At 69.4% G+C, this 23,411-nt stretch carries 13 protein-coding genes and 1 pseudogene; 6 read left to right on the top strand and 8 right to left on the bottom strand.

The window, feature by feature from the left end:
- Positions 1-26: 26 nt before the first annotated feature.
- Positions 27-1,712 carry a ribonuclease J gene (locus AB0J12_RS01185; RefSeq protein ID WP_363262007.1) on the bottom strand — a complete coding sequence of 562 codons (1,686 nt, stop codon included), beginning with the start codon at positions 1,710-1,712 and terminating at the stop codon, positions 27-29.
- A gap of 288 nt (positions 1,713-2,000) precedes the next feature.
- A complete protein-coding gene (locus tag AB0J12_RS01180) occupies positions 2,001-2,438 on the bottom strand; it encodes an STAS domain-containing protein (RefSeq protein WP_363262006.1) in 438 nt (145 codons plus the stop codon).
- A 310-nt stretch (positions 2,439-2,748) separates the two neighbouring features.
- Here AB0J12_RS01180 and AB0J12_RS01175 point away from each other — a divergent pair, with 310 nt between their 5' ends.
- Entirely contained in the window at positions 2,749-3,033 is a 285-nt protein-coding gene (locus tag AB0J12_RS01175) for a cupin domain-containing protein (protein WP_363262005.1), read from the top strand.
- Between the two features lie 239 nt (positions 3,034-3,272).
- Here AB0J12_RS01175 and AB0J12_RS01170 read toward each other — a convergent pair whose 3' ends face one another.
- Positions 3,273-3,650 carry an STAS domain-containing protein gene (locus AB0J12_RS01170; RefSeq protein ID WP_363262004.1) on the bottom strand — a complete coding sequence of 126 codons (378 nt, stop codon included), beginning with the start codon at positions 3,648-3,650 and terminating at the stop codon, positions 3,273-3,275.
- A 172-nt stretch (positions 3,651-3,822) separates the two neighbouring features.
- Between AB0J12_RS01170 and AB0J12_RS01165 the strand changes: the two genes are divergently transcribed.
- Positions 3,823-4,287, top strand: coding sequence for an ATP-binding protein (locus AB0J12_RS01165; RefSeq protein ID WP_363262275.1), 465 nt, complete (start codon positions 3,823-3,825; stop codon positions 4,285-4,287).
- A gap of 120 nt (positions 4,288-4,407) precedes the next feature.
- Here AB0J12_RS01165 and AB0J12_RS01160 read toward each other — a convergent pair whose 3' ends face one another.
- Positions 4,408-5,151, bottom strand: a complete 744-nt coding sequence (locus AB0J12_RS01160; protein ID WP_363262003.1) for an AraC family transcriptional regulator — start codon at positions 5,149-5,151, stop codon at positions 4,408-4,410.
- Between the two features lie 117 nt (positions 5,152-5,268).
- Between AB0J12_RS01160 and AB0J12_RS01155 the strand changes: the two genes are divergently transcribed.
- Positions 5,269-6,051, top strand: coding sequence for an MEDS domain-containing protein (locus tag AB0J12_RS01155; RefSeq protein WP_363262002.1), 783 nt, complete (start codon positions 5,269-5,271; stop codon positions 6,049-6,051).
- Entirely contained in the window at positions 6,048-7,001 is a 954-nt protein-coding gene (locus AB0J12_RS01150; RefSeq protein WP_363262001.1) for a sensor histidine kinase, read from the top strand. The genes AB0J12_RS01155 and AB0J12_RS01150 overlap by 4 nt, the downstream gene beginning before the upstream one ends.
- 72 nt (positions 7,002-7,073) lie before the next feature.
- Here the strand turns inward: AB0J12_RS01150 and AB0J12_RS01145 are convergent, their stop codons facing one another.
- Together AB0J12_RS01145 and AB0J12_RS01140 are read right to left on the bottom strand one after the other, a co-directional pair.
- Entirely contained in the window at positions 7,074-7,592 is a 519-nt protein-coding gene (locus AB0J12_RS01145; RefSeq protein ID WP_363262000.1) for an ATP-binding protein, read from the bottom strand.
- A gap of 169 nt (positions 7,593-7,761) precedes the next feature.
- The gene (locus AB0J12_RS01140; protein WP_363261999.1) at positions 7,762-8,454 is read right to left on the bottom strand and encodes a GAF and ANTAR domain-containing protein; all 693 of its coding nucleotides are present in this window, start codon (positions 8,452-8,454) and stop codon (positions 7,762-7,764) included.
- A 300-nt stretch (positions 8,455-8,754) separates the two neighbouring features.
- On the opposite strand from AB0J12_RS01140, the pseudogene AB0J12_RS01135 reads away from it, so the two are divergent.
- A pseudogene (locus tag AB0J12_RS01135) lies at positions 8,755-8,853 on the top strand (3-oxoadipate enol-lactone hydrolase); the annotation flags it as partial.
- Positions 8,854-9,150: 297 nt separating this feature from the next.
- Here AB0J12_RS01135 and AB0J12_RS01130 read toward each other — a convergent pair.
- Together AB0J12_RS01130 and AB0J12_RS01125 are read right to left on the bottom strand one after the other, a co-directional pair.
- The gene (locus tag AB0J12_RS01130; RefSeq protein WP_363261998.1) at positions 9,151-9,618 is read right to left on the bottom strand and encodes an SMI1/KNR4 family protein; all 468 of its coding nucleotides are present in this window, start codon (positions 9,616-9,618) and stop codon (positions 9,151-9,153) included.
- Positions 9,619-9,646: 28 nt separating this feature from the next.
- Positions 9,647-18,121, bottom strand: coding sequence for a ricin-type beta-trefoil lectin domain protein (locus AB0J12_RS01125; protein WP_363261997.1), 8,475 nt, complete (start codon positions 18,119-18,121; stop codon positions 9,647-9,649).
- A 459-nt stretch (positions 18,122-18,580) separates the two neighbouring features.
- Between AB0J12_RS01125 and AB0J12_RS01120 the strand changes: the two genes are divergently transcribed.
- On the top strand, positions 18,581-22,936 hold the full coding sequence (locus AB0J12_RS01120; RefSeq protein WP_363261996.1) for a LamG-like jellyroll fold domain-containing protein: 4,356 nt from the start codon (positions 18,581-18,583) through the stop codon (positions 22,934-22,936).
- The last annotated feature ends 475 nt before the right edge of the window (positions 22,937-23,411 follow it).

Raw genomic sequence — 23,411 nt, 5'->3', positions numbered from 1 at the left:
CAGGCGCCCGGCTGCCGGGCTGCGCCTCAGGCGTCGATGATGACGGGGATGATGAGGGGCTTGCGGCGGTAGGTGCGGAACGCCCAGTTCGCCACGGAACGGGCGATGAGCTGTTCGAGCTGGCGCGCGTCCCCGACGCCTTCCTGGGCCGCGGTGGCCAGGGTCTTCTCGATGACGGGGACGACCGGCTCGAAGGTGGTGTCGTCGTGGACGAAGCCCCGGGCCAGGAAGTCGGGGGCCTCGGCGAGCGCGCCGGTGTCCGCGTCGACGATCGCCACCACCGTGACCACGCCTTCGGCGGCGAGGGTGAGGCGGTCCTTGAGGGAGGCCTCGGTGGCGCCGCCGACTTCCATGCCGTCCACGTAGACGTTGCCGGCGGGGACCTTGCCGGTGATGGACGCACGCCCGTCGACGAGGTCGACGACGACACCGTCCTCGGCGATGACGACCCGGTCGGGGTCGACGCCGGTACGGATGGCGAGGTCGCCGTTGGCCCGCAGGTGCCGCCATTCACCGTGCACGGGCATGACGTTGCGCGGCTTGACGATGTTGTAGCAGTAGACGAGCTCGCCGGCGCTCGCGTGCCCGGAGACGTGCACCTTGGCGTTGCCCTTGTGGACCACGTGGGCGCCCCACCGGGTGAGTCCGTTGATCACCCGGTAGATGGCGTTCTCGTTGCCGGGGATGAGGGAGCTGGCGAGCAGGACGGTGTCGCCCTTGCCGATGCGGATCATGTGGTCGCGGTTGGCCATCCGGGACAGCGCGGCCATCGGTTCGCCCTGGGAGCCGGTGCACACCAGAGTGACCTTGTGATCCGGGAGCTTCTCCAGCTCCTTCGTGCTCACGACCAGACCGGACGGAACCTTCAGATAACCCAGGTCACGGGCGATGCCCATGTTGCGGACCATCGACCGGCCGACGAAGGCGACCTTGCGGCCGTGCTGGTGGGCGGCGTCCAGGACCTGCTGGATGCGATGCACATGGCTGGCGAAGCTGGAGACGATGACCCGGCGCGGTGCGGTGCGCATCACCTGCTCGATCGCCGGATTCAGCTCACGCTCGGACGTGGTGAAGCCGGGCACTTCGGCGTTGGTGGAGTCGGTGAGGAACAGGTCCACGCCCTCCTCGCCGAGGCGGGCGAAGGCGCGCAGATCGGTGATGCGGTCGTCCAGAGGGAACTGGTCCATCTTGAAGTCACCGGTGTGCAGCACCATCCCGGCGCCGGTGCGGATCGCGACCGCGAGACTGTCGGGGATGGAGTGGTTGACCGCCACGAACTCGCAGTCGAACGGCCCGAAGCCGCGCCGGTCGCCCTCCCGCACCCGCACCGTGCGCGGCCGGATGCCGTGTTCCTTGAGCTTGGCCTCCAGGAACGCCAGCGTCAGCTTGGAGCCGACGAGGGGAATGTCGGACCGCTCGCGCAACAGGTACGGCACGCCACCGATGTGGTCCTCGTGACCGTGGGTGAGCACCACGGCCACGATGTCGTCCAGCCGGTCCCGGATCGAGGTGAAGTCCGGCAGGATCACGTCCACGCCGGGCTGGGTTTCCTCGGGGAACAGCACACCGCAGTCGACGACGAGCAGTTTGCCGGCGTACTCGAAGACGGTCATGTTGCGGCCGATCTCCCCCAGGCCGCCCAGGGCGATGACGCGCAGCCCTCCCTCGGGCAGGGGCGGGGCGGCTTTCAGTTCGGGGTGCGGATGACTCATACCTTGACGTTACCCGGAGAGTGGGCGGGGTGATCCATTGCCTCCGCGATCTGGCTTCTCCCAGCGGAGAGGGGCACCCGCAGCGGGCACCCCGGGACGACCCGATCAGCCGCCGGACCAGCCCCGTTGGGCCCGGGCCGGTCGTGCGGGAGGGCCCGAACCCCGTGCGATGGTCCGGGCCCTCATCAGGTGCGCGTATCGGCCAGGGGCCGAAGGCTCATGCACACGGTTCATGCACACCGTGCATGCAGGCGGTCCTTTCCCACAGCGCCCTTCGGCGCCCGCCGCTCACGTCCCCGGCAGGAAGCCGGCGGCCGTCGCCGCTCGCCGGCCGCCGGGTGCCCCCGTCGGCGGCCCCGGCCGGAATCGCCGCAGCAGGGGTTGGAGCAGCCCGAGCTGGGGCGGCGGGTGCTGGATCACGACCCTCCCGCCCGCCGCGTACCAGGAATCGAAGGCGGCCAGGAGCGCGCTGTCGCAGAAGGTGACGTGCCGGCAGTCGAGGACCAGTCGCCGGTAACCGTAGACGGCCGCGGTGGTCAGAAGGACACGCAGCGGAGCGAGGCCGAAGTGGTCGGCCTCCCCGCGCGCGACCACCTTCACCGTGCGTGCGTCGGGTGTGGTGCAGGACAGGGAGAGTATGTCCCCGGGCGCGGCGTCCGCGCCCTGTGCGGCCCCGGCCTTCTCGGCCGGTGTGGTCAGTATCGGGCTCGTGTCCGTGTTGCTCATGCCCCTATCAACCAAGCCCGGGTTGATCAAGGACGCGCGACGCGCCCGGCCTTCACCCTGCCACGGGAACCGGTTCCCCACTGCGGGGGAAAGTCGTCACCCGTGTGAGGGGGCGAGTGCGGCGGCGCGATGCTCGCTCGCCGATGCCTGGGCCCGGCGCCTGTCAGTGGCCGGCGGGGGGCGGGTGGTGCAGGCGGACGACCCGGGCGACGCCCCGCGTCACGTAGTACGGCAGAGCCTGGCGGATAGCCTGCCACCTGGGATGTTGCCGCACCTGTCTGTGGGGGCAACCGACGAAGAGGAGGCGTTCATGGCGAGCACCGCCCGTGCCACCGTGCAGCACGAGGACGAGCGGATCCGGGTGACCCGCTGGGACTTCCGGCCGGGAGAGAGCACCGGCCGTCATGTGCACGGGTACGACTACGTCGTCGTGCCGGTCACCGACGGGCAGACCCAGGTGATCACCGCCGACGGCACGGTCACCTTGTCGCAGCTGCGCGCGGGCGAGTCCTACGCGCGCCCGGCCGGCGGCGAACACGAGGTCGTCAACGCCGGCACCTCCGCGCTGGCCTTCGTCGAGATCGAACTGAAGTAGCGCAACGGACACCGCCGCTCACCTCGTGGCCCTGGCCGGGTGGTGCCGCGTCCGTACTCGGGGATCGGCCGCGGCACCACCGCCCGGGGCGCGGGAGAGGCCTACGCCCAGGGACCAGAGCCGGATGCCCTGGATCAGCGCGCGGACACGGGGCCAACCGGGTGGTGATGCGGTTCGCCGCACCCAGGGGTGCCTTCACGCTCGCCCCGGCCGTGTGCCCGGGACCGGATCGGCAGTGGTCAGGACGCGAGGGCGTCGTCGAGGGTGGGGTGGCAGTCGATGAGAGTGTCGATGCCGACGAGCTGGAGGGTGCGCAGCACGGGCAGGGTGGGTCCGGCCAGGCGCAGCCGGCCGCCGGCCGCGGTGACGGCCTGGTAGGCGGCGATGAGGATGTTGATGCCGCTGGAGTCCATGAAGGTGACCTGGCGCATGTCGATCACGAGGCGCGGCCGCGGGGCGCCGGTGACGTCCAGGGCCTCGCGGAGCGTGTCGGCGGTGTGATGGTCGATCTCTCCGGCCAGGGTCAGCACGCGGGCGCCGCCGGCGGCCGTGGCTGTTACGGACAGCCCGCCGAGCTGCCCGGTGGTTTCGGTGTCCGTCGTTCGTCCGTCCGCCATAGCGGTGATACTGGCACACCGAGACCCACGCTCGAAGCGCCGGCCAGCAAGAACCGGGTGTCCGCGTGCCGCGGGAGCCGGCGCAGGGGCTGGGGTGTGCAGCCGACCGGGCGCGGGTGAGCGCGTGGGCGTGAACGGGATGGTGAAGGCGGCCGTGACGGAACGAGTTCCGCTGGAGGAGGACCCCACCACGCCCGACGCGCGGGCGCTCCAGGTCACGGCGGCCCTGGACGGCGACGGCTCCGTCATCGCTCGTGCCCGGCACGTGGCCGCGGACTTCCTGACCCGGGTCCAGGCGGAGCACGGCCTTCCGGTCTCGCGGCGCGCCATGGAAGTGACGCAGCTGGTGGTGAGCGAGCTGGTCACCAACGCCCGTAAGTACGCGCCCGGTCCGGTGCTGCTGGAAGTGCGGATCACGGGGGACGCGGTCGAGGTGGCGGTGCGGGATTCCGATCCGGTGCTGCCGGTGGCGCGGGCCGCGGACGCGGGACGGGTGGGACAGCACGGTCTGGAGATCGTCATGGCCGTCACACAGGGCTTCGAGGTCCAGCGCGAGCGGACTGGCAAACGCGTCACCGCCCGCATCACCCTGCTGGACGACCCGGGCGGAGACCTCCGCGGCCGCACTTCTGTGTAGGGCACGGGGAACCTGCGTGCTGCCCGGTGAGCGCCCCTGCTCACGCCGTGGCCGTTGCGGCGAACTCGCTGCTCTGGGAGCCGGACCCGGGGTCCCTGATCGGGACGGGTCGTGGCGACATCAGACCCCGCGGATGTCGGCCGCGCCGTAAGCGTCGCGCCAGGCGGCGGGGGTCGTGGCTGCCTGACGCCGGAAGAAGGTGGTGAAGTTGCCGGCGTCCCGGAAGCCGAGGCGTCGGGCGCAGCCGGCGACCGGCAGGTCGGTGTGGGCGAGCAGCCTCTTGGCTTCCAACAGGGTGCGCTGGTCGAGGAAGGTCTTGGCGCCCGTGCCGGTGGCGGCGCGCGTCGCCCGGGTGAGGGTGCGTACGTCGTAACCGAGTGCCCGGGCGTAGTCGGCCACGTGGTGCCAGTCGGTGAAGTGTTCTTCGACGGCGGCCCGGTAGGCGCGGAACACGTCCGTGGACCGGTTGCCTGCCGGGACTCCGTCGGTTCGGGCCGGCGCGTCCGGTAGTACGCGCAGGACCAGCGCCGCCAGCAGGTGGGACAGCAGTGCGGGAGATGCCAGGAGCGGGGTGCGCGCTGCGGTGTCGTGCTCGCGGCCGAGGTGTTCGGCCGCGAGCAGGGCCAGGTCCAGCCGCTGCCGGTCCAGGCGCCGGCACGCCGGGGCGGTGGCCTCCGCGGCGGTGAGGCCGGGGAGGAAGCCGGGCCGGAAGAGGACCAGCGGGCCGTCGCAGGCGTCGATGTCGCTCCAGCGGTGCACCATGCCGGGCCGGATCCATACGGCGCTGCCTTCCGCCAGCCGGTAGGTGTGGAAGTCCGCTTCGTGGGCGCCGGTGCCGGCACGAGCGCCCCGAGACGAGGTCACCACCCCGCTGCCCAGCCACTTCCCGACGGTGGATCTTCCCTGTCGCCGCCCGGCCCTCTGGGCGGCGACAGGTGTGCGGGTCAGTAGGGTGGGCATGCGATGGCGAGGGGAGGAGCGGTGAGAGCGGCGCGGACTTTGGCGACCCTGGACGAGGTCGACCCTGGTGATCATGTCTGCCAGGTGCTGGATCCTGCGGACGATGTCATGGACCGCAGCCGGGCCTTCGTCGCGGACGGGGCGCTGTTCGGCGACAAAGTGGTGATCATCGGCCCGGCTCCGCGGACAGGCGGCGAGTTCGCCCAGCTGGTGCTCGACCCTTCCCGGCTGGAGGGCTCTCTCCTTGCCGCCGTGCGGCGCGAGGCGGTGAGCGCCGGCCGTGAGGGTTTCCGCTCGCTTCGGGTGCTGCATCACGTGACGCCCAGCGGCCGCACGGAGCGGCCGGAGGACCTGTTGCGCAGCGAGCTCGAGCTGGAGGAGTTCGCCACCGACAGCGGGGCTCTGGTGGTGTGCGCCTACAGCGGTGGTGACTGGGACGCTTCTACACTGGAACAGGTCAGGTGCGTGCACCCTCACCACCTGGGCAGCCGTCCGGCATCACCCGCATTCCAGGTGTACCGGACAGGAAAGGACGGCTGGACGGTGAACGGGGTCATCGACAGCGAAGGCGCGCCGGCCTTCGGGAACATCCTGCGCACGCTGCTCGCGCAGACAGCGACAGTGCGCCTGCTCTGCCACGCCCTGGAGTTCTTCGACGCAGCCGGGATGAGCGCCCTGGCCGGCGCGGCCAGATGCCTGCCGGACCGCAAGGTCGTTCTGGAAGGGACCAACGACACCGTGCGGCTGGCCTGGGAACTGTCCGGCTTCGCCGTGCGGGACGTTCCGGTGGTGATGGCGCCGTGACCTCCACCCACACCGCCTCCACACCCTCCGACGCCGGGTACCGGCACGAGCTGTACCCGTACCGCGGCCGGGACCAGTTCGTCGAGGGAACCCTCGGTTTCATCCAGGAGGCGCTGGACGGTGACGAGGCCGTCGTCGTGGCCGTCCCCGAGGACAAGGTGTCCTTGCTGCGGGCCGAGATTCCCGCCGAAGCGGCGGTGCGCTACGTCGACACCACCATGGTGGCGCACCATCCGGGCCGGCTCATCGGAGCCTGGCAGGAGTGGATCAAGGAGCATGTCGCCGAGGGGCGGCCGGTGCGCGGGATCGGCGAATCCCCCTGGGACGAGATCCGCAACCGCGCCCAGGCGCAGGAACTGCACTACCACGAGTGGCTGCTGAACAAGGCCTTCGCCGACGGCCCGGCCTGGTGGCTGCTGTGCCCGTACGACACCACCGGCCACGGGGCCGTGCTGGAGGAGATGGCGCGCTGCCACCCCGAGGTCCGCAGGGACGGCCGCACCGTGCCGTGCACGGACTACGCTCCGCACACACCGTTCGCCTTCGATCCGCTGACCAATCCCTGCGACCCGTACGACGAACTGGTCTATGCCCGTGGTGACCTGACGGCGGTGCGGGAGAAGATCGAGCGCTGTGCCGAACGGCACGGCTTGAGCGGTCGCAAGCTGCGCGAGCTGCATCTGGCCGCCACCGAAGTGGCCGCCAACAGCATCCGGCACGGCGGAGGCCAGGGCGTGCTGCGGACCTGGGGCGAGGACCACCGGATGGTGTGCGAGTTCCGCGACGCCGGCTACATCAAGGACCCCCTCGTGGGCCGGTCCCGTCCCCACGGCATGCAGATCGGCGGCCGCGGGCTCTGGCTCGTACACCAGCTGTGCGACCTCGTCGAGATACGTTCCACCCCTGATACGGGCACCACCATCCGTCTGCACACGGAGCTGCCCGGCTGATCTCTGCCGGGCCGCGCTCGGCTCAGCGCCGGAGTGAGGCGGCGTCGCGAGGACCTTCCCTGAGCCGCACGCTCATGGCCGCGGTGAGGAAGCAGGGCCCGCCGTCTCGATGCGGCGGGCCCGATCCGTGGCACAGGTGTCGTCCTGCGAGATGAGGCGCAGACGGGCGGTGATCTGCTTTCCCACGGCATGGGGTGTGACGGCGACGTGATCGCTGACCGCGTGGACCAGGTGCAGTCCGTGGCCGCCGACGCGCTGTGGGTCGCGTCGGTGCACTGTCGGCCGCTCGGTGGAGGTGTCCCGGACGGTGATCGCGAGCTCTTCGTCGGACAGCTGCAGGGTCAGCCCGCACGGGCCGGGGGCGTGCCGGATCGCGTTCGTGACGAGCTCACTGACGACGAGCTCGGCGTCCAGGACCAGTGGGGGCGGCACGGGCGTGCGGTACCGGACGCAGGCGAGGAAGGCGCGCAAAGCATGGCGCGCGTCACTGACGCGGGCCGTTCCGCCGTCCCACGTCACGCTGCAGCGCAGCGTGACGGGCTCACCCGTGCCCTGTTCATCCGCCGCCTGATTCCTAAGCGGGGTGACCATCCGGGGCTCTTTCGTTGTGCTTGCCGTCCATTGCGGCTGTCGGGCCCGCGTGTACCCCCCTGTCGACCGCACACACCTCAGGTGAATTGCCGGCAAGTGCGGTGCATCGCCCTGGACTGCGACGCCGACACCGTGCCCGGACGGTCGGCCAGGGCGTGCGGGCTGCCGCTCAGGCCGGGTCGGTGCGTCCGGTCCGTACCCGCTGGGCGACATCGCGGAGTTTGATGTTGTGCTGCTGGGAGATGCGGCGCAGCACGTCGAAGGCGTCGTCCTCGCTCAACTGGTGGCGCTCCATGAGGATGCCCATGGCCTCACCGATGGAGTGCCGGGACTCCATGGCGTGCTCGAGCTGGTCGATGGTGCGGGCGCTGTCCAGGGCGACGGCTGCGTGTGAGGCCAGCAGCCAGCCCGCGGTCTCGATGTCCTTGCCCATGGCTCCGGGACGGCGTGCGTACAGGTTCAGTGCGCCGAAGTCGTCCTCGTCGGTGTAGAGCAGTACGCCGGTCATGCTGCCGATGCCCAGCTTGCGGGCCTCCGCGGCGAAACGCTCCCATGCCGGCTGCGGCTGGTTCAGGTCCTCGATCCGGTACACGCGTTCGCCGTCCTTGTGCCGGGCGAGATCGAAACAGGGCCCCTCGTCCAGCTCGCCCTGCAGGCGGTCGGACTCGTAAACCATGTCCCCGCAGGCCGCCAGCGTCACCGCCCGTCCCTTGCGCACCGCAAGGATCCCCGCCGCATCACAGCCCTCGATCAGCTTCACCGCCGACGCCGCGATCTCATCCAGCGTCGCCTGCAGCGAATCCTGGGCCAGCAGATGCCGCGCGAGCACCGCCATCTGCTCGGCGTACTTCCGCCACTCCATAGCCACCCCGCCTCGTCACCGACCGAGCCACACTAGACCGAGTTCTGCGACGGGGGATGTTTTTGACCTCAGTACAGCCGCCCACCCAGGGCAAGTCGTTGCCCCGGTCCGACGGAACGCCGGCTACGTCGACCGGCCGCCCGGCCGAGGACCGGTAGCCGCAAGTGGGGAGGGGCGGTCGGGGTACGGCCCCAAGTCCCCTACGGGCGGAAGACGCGGCTTGTCCGCCATGTGGCGTTCGGGCTGCCGCCGGTTCCCCCGGCCGTGTGCGATTTCGTGAGACGTGAGAGGGTCTGGGGCGTGAGTGAGACACCGTCGAACACCCTGCAATACCGCTTTGACGGGCCAGAAGAGGCCCCCGTCCTGATCCTGGGTCCCTCACTGGGTACCACATGGCACAGGTTGTAGGAGCCGTCCAGGGAAGTCTACGCCAATCCAGCGCGGGCATGGAATCGCAGGTCAGGGCCTCCTGGTCCGCGAGGGGCCGCCCAGTTGGTGATGGCTGTGTGATAGGCAGGTGATACGGCGAGGTCCCGTCGAGGTCCAACCTGGCGGGGCCTGGGCGCGGAGCCGTGGGATGACGAAGCCGCACCGGAGCTCTCCGGTGCGGCTTCGTCATGAGATCGGCCGCGCTGTCGGGCGCGATGCGGTCGGCGCCGCTGCGGCCTAAGCGGCCTGGGCTCCCGCCGCCCCCTGCTAGTAGCTCTCGTACCAGTCGTCCCCGCCCTGGCTCAGTCGGCGGGAAAGGTAGTCCTGCAAATTGTTGGCGACCCACTTGCGACTGTCACTCTCGTGCTGCCAGACGAAGATGTCTGGTCGCGCCGGGCGGAGCACGAAGGCGAACTGGTCCCCGCCTCCATTGTCACCGAAGAAGAGAAACGGATCGAAGGGCATGTAGAGCTCGATGAAGGAGCTCTCCCGACGGAACCTCAGGTTCTCCCGGACAATCCTCTCCAAGGGCCAAACGGCGTCCGAGCTCGTGCGTCCAATGATTCCATCGGTCTCTGCCAAGAGGCTTTTCAGCTCCTGCGGAAGGGATTCCCCCAGCGAGCGCTCCGCTTCCTCAAGGTCGACGGAAGGGACAGGGTCCCTGAACGCGGCGCCGACGTAGGCCTCGGTAGCCAACTCTTTCCACACCGGGGATTCCCTTCGCTTAAGCTTCACTCCGCGACAGCATACAGCATTCGGTCAACTAGCGGAGCCGAGGCTCGAATTCTCCACCGACGAAATCGTCGATGAACGTGGCATAGTCCAGGATCTCCTGCCTAGTGGCTGTCGGATGCGTGTTGTAAAAGCCGTTCCATAGAATTCGTATACGGCTTAGGTGGAGATCGCTGTTGACGCTGCTCGGGATCCCCCGCAGGTTTTCCGGTGCGTTGAGTTCGTCAATGCTGAATAGCCCGGGGTATCTTTTCAGGACCTGTCGCTCAACTGCATGGTGGACCCAGTATCCGTTACTCGCCTTCACGCTTGGGTTCGCGTTAAAGAAATTGGCCCGGTAGTCCGCGCTTACCGGTGCGCCGCTGCCGACGGCAGCAGGCCTTCTGGTCGGAATATCCCCGCTGACCGCGTCTCCGCACTTGTTGTGCACGAGCACGAAGACCGAGCCCACGTGCACGTAGTACGTGTGCAGCTGGTCGACCGTCAGGTTGTACCGGGTGGCCGTGCCCGGGGTCGGCTGGACCTTGCGCACGTGGATCGCGCGCCCGTCGGGGGTTGTGAGCGCGTGGCCGGGGATCAGGCCCGCGGCCGGGACCCAGGCGTGGGTCGTCGCGTCCCAGAAGGGGTGCTCCGACGTGGTGTGGAGCGTTTCGGCGTCACCGGGGGAGACCTCGACGGTGAGGTCGATCAGGTCGCTGTCGGCGTGAGCCCAAGTGGCCACGACCGTGCGGGAGCCCTTGTCCTTGCCGTTGTCCGGATCGGCCGCTTCGACCTTGTCGCCCGCGGTTATCTCCACGATCGGCTTCGCCGTGCCGTCCTCCATGAGGACTGGCGTCTCGGGCGAGAAGCTGCAGGTTGTGCCGGGGGTGCCAGTGCTCGGCTCGTCCGCGTGTGTTGCCGTACTTGAGCTGGCTTCCGCCGCGTCCTGCGTCGTTGCCTTCTTCGGGGCCGCCGCGTTGCTGCCGGCCGCATCGTGGGCCGCCTCCTTGGCGGCACCGCTCGCGGTGGCCGCGCCCTTCGGGGCGGAGCCGGCCGCCTCTCCGGACGCCTTCGCCCCCGCGCCGGCTGCCTCTCCGGACGCCTTGCCCCCGGCGCCGGCGGCGCCTTCGGCCGCCGCTCCTTCGCCTTCAACGGATGGATGGAAGCCGCCGGCACCGGCGCAGCCCATTGCCGCGCAGTCCGCTCCTGCCGCACCGCCCGCGATGCCTGCGGCCTCGCCGAGGCCGAGGAGGCAGGCCGGCGCGAGAACCACCGTGCCGGCGCAGGCGCTGGCGACCGTGGCGACGACCACCACGACCACCACGACCACGACGACCGCCTCGATGATCGGCGCTGCCTTCTTCAGGAAGTGACCGGCGCAACCCCAGAACCCGTCGCAGTCGTCATCGTCGCTGCCACCACCGCCGGATGAGGTCGTGGTGGTCGTCGTGACCGTCGTGGTCGTGGTGTTGGTAGGCGCAGGGGGAGAGGAGGGATGGGTAGGGTTCTGGCCGTAGCCGTCGCAGACGTCCTTGGGACAGGCGCCGCTGGGGTCGCTGCTGCTGGCCGGGTTGTCGGCCGAGTACGTGTACCCGCCCATCTGGTTCGGGTCGCCTGCCTGGAACACCGGGTCCGGGCTCAGGAAGCGGCCGGTGGCGGCGTCGTAGTGGCGTGCGCCCAGCAGGTTCAGGCCGGTGACCTGGTCCATCGGCTGGCCGAGGAAGCCACGGTTTTCGTCAGGGGACACCCACGACGTGGGCTTCGGCCCGCGGGCGTTGCCGTACGGGTCGTAGTACCGGCGGGTGGCGAGCAGGCTGCTCGCGTCCACCGAAGTCGTGGATGTGCCCTGTGCGTTGGCGATCTGGTAGCTGACGGAGCCCCCGCTGGTGCGGGTGATGGTGGTGCCGTCGGGACCCTCGTAGTGGCGCAGGCCCGTCCAGGTCTTGGCCGTGACGTTCAGGGTGATCTGCTCGGCGCCGCCGAACAGGTACAGGATCCGGGTCTTGTCGGTCCCGCCCACGGCGCTGGTTTGCAGGAGCAGTTGGCCGTCGGCGTCGTACAGGTACTTGCTGGTGTTGGTGGTGGTGCCGGTAGGTGTGGTGACCGAGGCGGTGTGGCCCTCGGTGTCGTAGGACAGAGTCTGGGTCTGGCCGGCCGGGACGGCTCCGGTCTGTGCCGTCTTCCACAACTGGCCCGCGGCACCGCAGGCAGCCAGGGTGAGTTGGGTGCCCTTGGTGGCGTTGGCGGCCGGATCCGTCAGACACACGGCGCTGTTGGCGTTGTTTACCAGAGTGCCGGTGGTGGTGGCCTTCCACTTCTGGGTGGCGTCGGCGCTACAGGTGTCGATCACCACGAGGGTGCCGGCCGCGGTGCCGTTGGATGCGGTGTCCAGGCACATGCCGAGCACCTTGACGGTGCCGTCCGTGCCGATGGTCCACTTCTGAGCCGTGCTGGTGCTCGAGCAGGTGTTGATCTGGACCTTGGTGCCCGCGGTGGCGGCGCCACCGGCGGTCTCGACGCATAGTTTGCCGCCGCCCGAGAGCGTGAATCCGGTACTCAGGGGGCCGGTGGTGGTGACCTTGCGGGTGATGGTGTTGCCGGCGTTCTTGTTGCTGTAGGCGGGGTCCGTGTAGGTGTTCGTCCACGTCGCCGATCCCTCACCGGGGTTGGCGCTGACCGTGGTGCCCGCCTGGTTGGGCAGGGTGGCCGCGACCGTGCCGTCCGTGCCCGGGTAGGCGATGGACTGCGTGGTGTCGGCGAGCGCGTTGCCGTTCGGGTCATGGCTGACCATGCCGGTGCGGTCACCGAGCTGGTCGTAGGTGTACGTCTGCCAGTACGGCGCGGGGCCGCCGACCGTCGTGGTCTTGATCTGCCCACTGCTGTTGCTGGTCTGCACGCTGCCGGTGGTGCAGCCGCCGACCGCGCCGACGGGTGCCGCCGACGGGGAGGTGATCCCGGCGGTGTCCGTCCATGCCTGAGTCAGGCGCTGGAAGGAGTCGTAGGTGAAGCACTGCGTGTCGTGTGTGGTGTTGTTCTGCAGGTCGTCGGTGGCGGTGATCTCGCCGACCTGGTTGTAGCGGTAGTTGACGACGTCCAGCGCGGTGGCCGAAGTCTGCACCATGCTGCTGGTCTGAAGGACCCGCCCGGTGGTGCCGTCGTACTGGGCGAAGGTCGCCATCTGCTTGCCGCTCAGGCCGTAGTTGGTCTGCTGGACACGGCCGAAAGCGTCGTGGACTGTGTTCGAGAGGTACGCCGGGGTGTTGGCGGCGTTGATGTACCCGCCGAAGACGTCCAGGTTCCCTTGCTGGGTGTAGCCGTAGTCCACGTCCTCCATCGGCAGGTTGCCGTCGGCCTGGTAGTGGGTAGTGGACAGCAGGCCGACCGTGGGCGTGTAGTCCGCGGTCGTCTTGTACGTGACCGTCCCGCTCGTCGGCGCCGTGGACTGGCCGGCCGCGGCGAAGCCGTCGGTGGCCGGGATGGTCAGGGTGCTGCCCAGCGGCTGATAGGCGGTGTTGTAGCCGGTGACTTCCTTTGTGTACGCCTTGCCCGTCGAACCGCCGACGTAGCGGGTCGAGGAGGTCGGGTATCCCTTGGCGAGGGTGTCGTACAGCCAGCTCGCCTGCAGCTTGGTCGGATCCGGCGCGGCCTGCCAGGCGCCGGTGTACTCGCCGGTGCGGCGGTTGCTCCAGTCGTAGGTGAACGACAGGATCTGGCCTCGGGCGTCCGTGCTCTGTAGCAGGTTGCCCGCCACGTCGTACTTGTCGAAGCTGACGGTGCCGGTGTCGGGGTCGGTCTGGGTGAGAGGCTGGCCGAGCAGGTTGTAGCTGTAGGACCAGGTGTTGCCGGCGTTGTCCTTGACCGACTTGATCTGGCCGCCCGGCGTGTACGCGTACACCGTGGTGGCGTTGGCCGGCGGGACCGCGCCCGCGGTGCCCTGCTTCCATAGAACTGTGCTGTTGTCGCTCGCTACGACCGCGACGGTGGAGTCGGTCCCCACCCGGAGAGTGGAGCCCGTCGAGGCGGCGAGGCCCGTGGTCCACTTCACGGTCCCGGTCGTGGTGTACACGGCGAGGTTGCCGTCGGTCCCGAACTTGGCGTAGGCCCCAGGATTTCCGGCAGTGCCGCTGGACCACACGACCTTGCCGGTGGCCAGGGCGCTCAGCACCAGGTTGCCGTCCCCCTGCATGGTCAGCCGCACGCTGTTGGAGGCGAGCGAAGAGCCGGAGGGGATCACGTCGCCGCCGCGCACGATCACGGTGGCGTCGGTGTTCTTGACCACGGTACGCACGGTCTGCCCGAGCGCGTTGGTGATGGTGGACGTCGTGCGACCGCCCGCCGGGGGAGTGCTGTCCGTCTGGTCGGCGCCCGGGTACGAGGTGGAGCTGTGCCACTGCTCTACGGCCTGGTGCCACAGGGTGGAGGTGATGGCGCGGCCCTGGCCGTCGTAGGCGGTGGTGCTCTCCGAGGGGATCTGGTTCTCGTTCGCCGCGAAGAGCGTGCCCGAGGGCCCGGTGGTCGGCTCGTAGTACGGGGCGTACGAGGTGACGGGCCAGCCGTGCGAGTCGTAGAAGGTGTCGGCGACGATCCGGCCGGTGTCGCTGTCGCCCTGCGGCGTGCTCTGCGTCTGGCGCGGCTGGAGCATGCCGTCGTAGATGGCGACACTGACGTTGTACGTGCCGTCCTCGCGCAGCGTCTTGGTGGTGACGGAGATGGGCGCGCCGGGCTGTGTGACCGTGCCGCCGGGGGCCGCGACGGCGCCCGGGTTGACCGAGTACGAGAAGACACGGTCGGCGCTCTGGCCCGCGCCCTTGTCACGGCCGGGCAGCCACACCGCGGTACGGCGACCGAGCGCGTCGTACGTGATCTCGGTCTTGCGGCCGTTGGCGTCGGTGTGCAGGGTCTCCAGCCCGCGCAGCGGCGAATGGGTGGAAGTGACCTTCCAGCCCTTGCTGTTGGTGGTGGTGACCGTGGTGGGGGCGGTGTTGTTGCCGGAGCCGCTCCAGGGCGGGGCGTAGTCGGTGTGGGTGTTCTGCCCTGTGGCGTCGAGAGCGTCGGTGACCCGGCCGACGCCGTCGTACTTCATGGCGGCCGAGGTCAGCCAGTTCTCGGTGGTTCCGGTGAATCCGGTGGCGATCTGCACGCCGGTGGCAGTGGCGCCGGGTGAGACCTCGCCGAAGGCGCCGAGGCCGGTGAGGGTGCCGTCGCCCTTGTAGTAGATCTTCCGGTCCGACAGCAGGGTGGAGGCGTCGGCCGCGGTGCCGCACGGGCCATGCACGGTGGTGACCCGGTCGGGGTACGACAGCATCGCCGGGTTGCTCGCGGGCGCGGTGGCGTACGCGGTGGTCGTGCACTTCTCCTGGCTCGCGTCGCTCACGTCGCCGTGCGCGTCGACCGTGGAGACCCGGCCCTGGGTGTCGTACACCGTGTCGGTGCGGGTGTGCCGCCAGGTGCCGTCGGCGAGTTTCGCGTACCCGTGGCTCTGCGTGCTGTTCATCCGGTATGCGGCCAGCGGCGGCAGCGTGGACAGGGCCGGCTTGGTCTCGCCGGGGTGGTCGGCCGTGTCCCAGCCGGTCCAGGCGGTCTGGGGGCTGCTGGCGGTGCTGGTGTAGGCGAAGGGCGCGTTGACGGATGTGGCCGCGATCGTGCCACCGGCCTGGGTGTAGACGTCCTTCTGGAGCTCGGTGCCCGCCAGCTGGTCGGCGTCGGTGACGGTCTGCACGACCGAGCCGCCGACCTTGGCGGCCACACTCACCGAACGCTGCGTGCCGTCGGCCTTGTAGTCGCCGTCCATCCCCTGCAGGTACGTGGAGACGGTCTGGGTGACCGGCTCGGGGGCGCGTCCCGTTCGGACGGTCACTGTGCGGAACCCGCGGAACTGGCCCCACGTTCGGTACTGGTCGTCGGTGAAGGACGAGTCGTCACGGTGCCAGGCGGCGCTCGCGTAGTCGTAGGTCGCCACGCGTATGGCCGAGCCGGCCGGGGCGGCCGTTCCGTCGGGCTTGTAGGCGGAGGCGATGGTGAGGTCGGAGGTGGTCACCGTGTGGACGGTGATCTTGTTGAACCAGTCCTCGATCGGTTTGGAGGCCCCGGGCACGTTCCAGTACACGGGGTAGCAGGAATTGGTGTTGGTGTCCGCGGTGGCGAACGACAGGCTCTTGCCCGCGCACGGATCGAGGTTGTAGTCGACCGCGATCGACTCACCTGTCTCCGTCTGGACCGTCGAGATCCGGGGGTGGTACAGCGGAGGGGCTGAGGGCGAGACGTCGTTGACGCGGTTGTCGATCTCGGTGCCCGTGAACGCCACCTTGTTCAAGGTGATGTCGCTGTTCCCGTTCTGGTACGTGTCCTTGCCGGTGTGCTGGATCGTCTGGAGCCACATCACGGCTTGGAGGAAGCCTGAATTCTGCGGGTCCACCGAGGTGCCGGTGACCGGGTCGACGCTGCCGCCGGCGTCGGAGAAGACGTGCCCGAGCTGGTAGGAGTCGACGGGTATCAGTTTGTCGGTGCTGTTCGCGTCGTCCTTGACGTGTACGAGGGTGGTGATGGAGTCCAGGCGCGTGGTCGACCAGAAGGTCGGGCCCGCGATCACGCAGACGTCCTTCGGGACGGTGGTCGAGCCGTCGGGGATCGTGGTGCTGTCTGTGGAGTCGCAGTGCAGGTCCCACGGCACGTCCGGCCAGTGTGGTGAGGTCTCGTCCTTGAGGTTGCCGGCGGAGCAGTCCGTGAAGTCCGCGGTCTGCTGGCAGCGCTGCTCGGAGTTGAAGAGCACCTGTGCCGAAGGGGTGCGTTGGGCGAGCGCGTCAGCGAGCGTGTAGCCGTAACTGATCTTGGCCAGGGTGCCGCCCCGGACGTAGGGGGTGAGCGCGCCGAAGTCGCCGTCGGGTGCCTGGCCGCCACCGAGGCTGTAGTAGTTGGTTTCGGTGGTGTAGTCGTACCGCTGGACCAGGCCGTTGGGTGAGACGACGAAGTCCAGGTTCCAGCGCCAGCCCTCGGGCTTGCCGCAGCGGGACGCCTTGCCCTTGGCGGTGTCGTAGCACGGGTCGCCGGTCTGCGGGTGGAAGACCGGCACACCCCATGCGGAGTTGGTGCTGGTGTCGGTGGGTGTGCCGGACTGCGGGACGCCGGCGGTGCCGACCCCGGCGGGGGCGTGGTCCGAGCCGAAGTACGCGGCGGAGCCGTCGGTGGTCAGGACACGGAAGTATGTGCCGTCCTGGAGGCCGTTGGCCGCACCGGACAACTCCTGGACGATCGTGCCGTCGTCGCCGCGCAGCGTCCACTGGCGGAGCAGGCCGGGGACGTTCGGGTCCTTGGTGGCCGGCACCAGGACCCCGGAGTGGGAGCCGAAGGAGATCTGTGCGTTGGCGCCACCCCAGCACTCGTCGCCGGAGCCTTTGAGGACGCGGTTGCCGTCGGCGTCGCGGAGACTGCCGCAGGCGCGGTAGGCGCGCTCGACGAAGCCCGGGTCGTAACTCCAGCCGTCGCCGATCCAGGACGACTGGGAGTTGCGGGCCGAGGTCTCCCCGTCCACGGACTGGGAGTCGTAGCCCAGGGCCACCGAAGGCGCGTTGCCGCCGAGGCCGGCCGGGACGTCGATGGGGTACGAGTAGGTGAACGAGCCGGTGCCGCTGGCCTGCCAGTTGCCCGAGGGATTGAGTGAAGTGACGCCGTAGTCGCCTTGCGAGCCGCCGCTGCCGGAGGTGACACCGATGGTGGTGGTGCTGTCGGCAGACTGGGCGGTGGTGGCGGCCATGGCCGACTTCGCCGACTTGGCAGGAGCCGGACTGCCGACCGGGATGGTGGCAGTGAGCTGGTCGGAGGTCGCCCGGTTGGTGAAGGGGATCGGGGTGCGGGTGCGGCACGCGGCGAGCTGAGGGCTGGTCAGTGCGCAGGCCGGCATGCGCACGAGTTGGAGGCGGGAGCCGTATCCGCCGCCGTAAGCCTTGGCCAGCGCCCCGTAGTCGATGACGACCTGGACCCTGCCGGCGGCTCTCGCCGTATCTGCCGGCGCGACGGAGATCAGCATGCCATTGGCACCGGCCCGCAGGGCCTGCGCGTGCGAGGCGACCTTGACGCGGACGGCGTCGGGGGCGGCCGCCGTGCCAGTGCGCTTGCCGCTGTGGGTGCTGTGCGGAGTAAGACCGGCCGCCGGTTTCGCCGGGGCCACGTACACGGGCAGGCGGCCCGCCTTCACGGGTGCCGGGGCGCCCTTGGCACGTGTCCCAGGCGCGCCCAGATGCACGACCGCGCTGCCGGAGGCCGGCCAAGAGGGGCGCGCCACCCGGTGAGACTTGAGCGGCCGGTAACCACGGGGGTGACCCGCCGTGGGAGGCGGGACGGGCGTGAGCGGATGACCGCCGACACCAGCGACGTCGGAGACCTCCTTCGGGTGCCAGACCTCACCGCGGAAGTGGTAGTGGCCGGCCTGTCCTCCCCGGCCCTCCCAGTCGTCGTTCGAAGCCGCATTGAGCAGGTTCAGGTCGAGACCCTGGGAGAACGCCAGCGGGAGCAGCAGCGACAGCGTGGCCAAGAGGCCCACGGTCAACAGGCCCTTGCCACCCCATCTTAGGAATCTCCTGCCCACGAACCAGCGACGCCGATCGGCCACGTGCCATCCCCCCACCCGACGGTGGCTGCTGAGGCCACCGCATCCATCGATCACACGGCGCGTGCGACCTGCGGGAGGCTATTGATGTTCAGGAGGTTCGATCAATACCGTGGCCCAGAACCCCAGTTCGATTCGGAATTGGTAATTCCGGCCACGCGAACTGCCCGATTTGTGCGGGATAAAGAATCAGTCAACCAGACAAACCGCAGGGCCTGCTAGTCCATGCCGTCGCACGATCGCTGCCTGACGCATGGGGGAATCGATGATTCCGCACCACTCGATTTGTGAGGAACTTGACGCGTGCTTTTCCATCTTGATCGACATCCGCGACGACTCAGACGCCTGACACTGACTCAGAGAGTCCTGCTGGGCCTGTCCGCTGTGGCGCTGACCACACCCGCCGTGCCGGCGTTCGCGCAGGACGGCGAGTCCGTCACCTCAGGGCCCCTGTTCACCGCGCAGCAGGAGGCGGTCACCGAGGGCAAGCCCGTGCCCGTGGACGCGCTCACCACCGAGACCACCCAGACGACGGCATATCCGGACGGCACGTTCACGAGCGTCGCCAGCCTCATGCCCGTACGGGTTCATAAGGACGGCGCCTGGGTCCCGGTGGACGCCACGCTCGAGCGCAACCCCGACGGCAGCTGGTCCCCCAAGGCGAGCCCGCACTCAGTGGCCCTCTCCAGCGGCGGCAGCGGCCCCATGGTCAGGCTCACCCACCAGGACGGCAGCGAGCTCGCGCTGACCATGCCCTTCCCGCTGCCGGCCCCGCAGGTCTCTGGAGACACCGCCCTCTACCCGGCGGTCCTGCCCGGCGTCGACCTGTCGGTCTCCGTCACCGATCAGGGCGGCTTCAGCGACATCCTGATCATCCACGACGCGGCCGCGGCCGCCGACCCGCGCGTCAAGGAGTTGATGCTCACTGCCACCACCAACGGCCTGACTCTCCACCCGACGCCCTCCGGGGGCATGGAGGCCAAGACTGCCGACGGCACCCTCGACTACGTCTCCCCGCGCCCGGTGATGTGGGACTCCGCCACCTCCGACGCCCCGGCGGCTTCGCCGCAGACCTCCACCGCCGGGGTGCAGCCGGCCTCATACGCAGCGACGACGACCGTCGACGGGGCCGGCGACACTCCCGCTTCCTCGGTCGACGGCCCCGGCCCGGGCGCACTGGTCGACCAGGTCCCGATGACCACCACCCAGAGCGGGGTCACCCTGCGCCCGGACTCGTCCGTGCTCACCGACCCAGGCACCGTCTACCCGGTCTACATCGACCCGTACACCAACCCGGTCTCCAGCAAGTCCGGTCACTTCACCGAGGTGTATTCCAGCTCGACCTGCGCGGACAGCCCTCAGTACGACAAGCCGCAGTCCAACGGCGAGGGCGTGGGCTACCAGCGCTGGGGCGGAGCCTGCGGCACGGGCCTGGAGCGCTCGTATTACGCCATCAACACCAGCGGTTTGAGCCCCACGATGGTGGTCTCCAAAGCGATCGTCACCGTGGCCTCGACGTACGCCTCCAGCTGGGACTGTTCCAAGGACCAGCCCATCACCCTGCACACCACAGCGTCGATCAACTCCAGTACCGACTGGAACAGCAAGCCGGCCACCAACGACAGCACCTACGCGCCCGTGAAGACCACCATCCCGAGCGCGGCGAACCCCGGCAGCAGCTGCAGCAACCACACCGCCAGCTTCATCGTGACCGGCCAGGCACAGAAAATCGCCGACGCGGGCACCGACTGGTGGACCGTCGGTCTCTTCGGCGACGAGTCGATATCCAGCGACAACGACAACTACCTGCGGATGTCCACGGTCCTCACCCTGACCACGACCTTCGACATCCCTCCCAGCACCCCGACCGCCCTGCACACCGCCCCGTCCGCCGCCGGTGCGTCGGGTCCCTGTGTGACCAGCGGGGTCGGCTGGATCGGCGCCACGACGTACGGCGCGGCCGGCAGCAACCTCCAACTGCACGCAACGGTCACCACGAACGTCACGGGTGAACTGGCCAGCGCCAACTACGAGGTGTGGGACCGCACTGTGCTCACCAATGGCAATGGCACCATCATCGCCACACCTGCCAGCCCGTACGTCGCCTCCGGTACGGACGCCGACGTTCCCGTGGGGGTCACCCTCCAGGACGGCCACGAGTACGGCTGGGACGTCTACGCCAAGGACAACGCCGCCCCGCACCTGACTTCGCCGGTCTCCGCACACTGCTGGTTCCGCACGGACTTCAGCCCACCCGAAACCCCGGACATCGCCACCAACCCGTCCTTCCCGCAGGTGGGCGGGGGTGCGGGCGACCCGCTTGTCTACGCGGGCCCCGGCAATAGCACGCAGTTCGACGTCTCCGCGGGCGACCACGCTCCCGCCGCCACCTGCACCCCGGGCCCGTGCCTCATGAGCGGCGTGGACCACTTCGTGTGGCGGCTCGACGCCCAACCGACCGCGCAGGCCGGAACCTCCGTCCCCGCGAGCGGTACCAACAGCTCCGGCGACGCCACCGCGAAGCTGACCGTCCCTGTCACGGCCTGGGGTGTCCACACGCTGTACGTCGCCGCCGTGGACAAGGCCGGCAACCTCTCGCAGTCCCCGGTCGGCTACACATACACCGTCCCGTGGAACCCGACCACCAAGATCACACCTGGGGACGTCAGCGGCGACGGGATCGCCGACCTGCTGGCCACCACCCGCACCGGTGACTTGGTCATGCTGCCGGGCAACACCGATGCCGCGCAGCCGATGGCCCCGGCACAGACCGCCCCGCAGACCGGTCCCGCCACCCCGGCGACGGGCCCGGTGACGGTCTCGACCGCGGCGCAGTCTCCGGACGGGACGGGCTGGAACAACTACCTCATCGCCCACCGCGGCAACCTGCACGGCTCGGACGTCGACGACCTGTTCGCCTACAACAAGCAGACCCACCAGCTGTACATCGTCAAGAACGACCTCGACCCCGCCGCCGACGACGCTTTCCCGCGTTCGCCTTACTCCACCTACCCTGGGTTCATGGGCAAGCGCTTCGACGTCGTGCCCAAGGACGCCTGTGAGCCCGTCGAGCGGATCGCGGACGAGACCCGCTGCCGCACCGCCGGCTACAACGCCAGTGCCTGGAACGTCGACCAGATCGTCACGGCCGGCAACCTGTACGGCAACAGCGCCGGCTACCCAGCGGTGATCACCCTGGAGAACAAGAAGCTCTGGATCTACCAGGCCGACGGCGGTGGCCACTTCAAGCACCCGCTGCTCCTCGGTGACGGAGACTGGTCCGGCTACACCCTGATCGCGCCCGGCACGCTCGCCACGGGCACCGACGACAAGGGCAACCTCACCGGGCCGGTCCTGTGGGCCCGGGACGACTCCAGCGGCTCGCTGTTCAGCTTCCCGATCAGCTACACCCCCGACACCTTGGTGCCGTCGCTGCTGCATGCCCCGGTGCGGTCGGCCCTCACCTCCGCGGTGGCGGCGGCCGGTGGGGGCAAACTGTGCCTGGACGTCTACCAGCAGCAGACCGCCAACGGCACCAAGGTCCAGACGTGGACCTGCAACCAGTCCCGCGCACAGAACTGGATGCTGACGTCGGACGGCGCGCTCCGGGCGCTGGGCAGCTGCCTCGACGTCACCGGAGGCGGGACGGCCAACGGAACCCTGGTACGGCTGTGGACCTGCAATGGCACCGCCGCCCAGAAGTGGACTGCCGGCGCCTCGGGGAGCCTGGTCAACCCCAATTCTGGGAAGTGCCTGGACATCCCGAACGGCAGTAACACCCCTGGCGCACAACTGCAGATCTACACCTGCAACGGCACCACCGCCCAAAACTGGACCACAGGAGCTGCCGCCGGCTGGGGGACCAATCCGCCCGACGCGCTCTCACCGGTCCTTTGGTCGGGAACGTACCCCGCAGTGACGTCCCCGGGCGATCTCAACAGCCCGGCGGGCGGCCCCGACGGGCATCCCGAGCTGTACACCGTCGACACCGCCGGACAGCTCATCGAGTACGCAGGCACCACGCCCACGGGCAACACGGCCACATTTGCCGCCCCCGCCTCACTGGGCGCCGTCGGCAACACCGCCACCCACGAGTGGCTCCTCGACGAGGGCGCGGGCGTCTCGGCTGCCGACGGCCCCGGCTCCCTCGACGCCTCACTGACCGGCACGTACGCCTGGAACACGGACGCTACCCGCGGGAAGGTGCTCACCCTCTCCGGAACCACCGGGTACGCCGCCACGACCGGACCGGCCGTGGACACCTCGGGCAGCTTCACCGTCTCCGCCTGGGTCAAGCTGGCCTCGGCGACCGGCAACTCGACCTTCGTCTCACAGTCGGACGGGGCGGGCAACGCCAACGGATTCCAGCTGTACTACTCCTCGGGGGCCAAAGCCTGGGCCTTCGGCCGGCACCACGACGACACGGCCAGCACTGCCTTCACCGCGGCGTACGGCACATCGGCCGTGGTCGGCAAGTGGACACACCTCGTCGGCGTGTACGACGCGGACACCGACCAGCTGCTCCTGTACGTCGACGGCAAGCTCTCGGCCACCAAGGCATACGCGGGCACGACGTGGAACGCCGACGGAGGGGTGCAGATAGGCCGCCGGCTCTACCAGAGCGCGTACGGCGAGTACGCCAACGGCTCGGTCAGCGACGTGCGCGTCTATCCGACCGCCCTGCCCGCCGCGAACGCGGCCGCAACGGGGTCACTACCGGGGATTACACAGCTGGACTGACCGTCGAGCGGGGCGGGCCGTCGAGCGGCCCGCCCCTTCCACACACCCATGCGTGTCGAGGGACGGCGGAGGATCGCATCCTTGACGGTGCGGAGCCGAACTGCAGGAGAGGTGGTCCTGGGAGTGGACGCAGCAGGATACCCATGTTCCCGCTGTGCTCCCCCTTGTGTGGGAAGTGCTCGTCACCGGGGAGCTCCGCCCACGCGGCTGGATACCGAGAACTGCTGGAGCAGGCCGGGTGTCAGGGCTCCGCAGTCGATGCGCCCGTGGCCCGAAACCAAATCCCAGCCGTCGAGGCTCGCGTACGGCAGTGGTGGACAGCCCAAGCCAGACCCGCCAGGTGCGGGAACGCCGACAGCGGGCCGAGTTCGCGCGTCGAGGACCGTCGGCGCCCGCCACATGACTTGTGGAAAGCCGTGTACCGGAGAGAAGACTCGAAGCCGTTCGTGCGATGATCGATGAAGGGAGGACCGTG

The sequence above is a fragment of the Streptomyces sp. NPDC049915 genome (assembly GCF_040656475.1).
Taxonomy (GTDB): Bacteria; Actinomycetota; Actinomycetes; order Streptomycetales; family Streptomycetaceae; genus Streptomyces.
The sequence above is the reverse complement of the archived record's forward strand: the minus strand, read 5'-3'. Positions and strand labels throughout refer to the sequence as shown.

Excerpts from the sequence above, each read along its gene's own strand:
- AB0J12_RS01185 (WP_363262007.1), bottom strand. The coding sequence starts at position 1,712 with ATGAGTCATCCGCACCCCGAACTGAAAGCCGCCCCGCCCCTGCCCGAG.
- AB0J12_RS01180 (WP_363262006.1), bottom strand. The coding sequence starts at position 2,438 with ATGAGCAACACGGACACGAGCCCGATACTGACCACACCGGCCGAGAAG.
- AB0J12_RS01175 (WP_363262005.1), top strand. The coding sequence starts at position 2,749 with ATGGCGAGCACCGCCCGTGCCACCGTGCAGCACGAGGACGAGCGGATC.
- AB0J12_RS01170 (WP_363262004.1), bottom strand. The coding sequence starts at position 3,650 with ATGGCGGACGGACGAACGACGGACACCGAAACCACCGGGCAGCTCGGC.
- AB0J12_RS01145 (WP_363262000.1), bottom strand. The coding sequence starts at position 7,592 with ATGGTCACCCCGCTTAGGAATCAGGCGGCGGATGAACAGGGCACGGGT.
- AB0J12_RS01140 (WP_363261999.1), bottom strand. The coding sequence starts at position 8,454 with ATGGAGTGGCGGAAGTACGCCGAGCAGATGGCGGTGCTCGCGCGGCAT.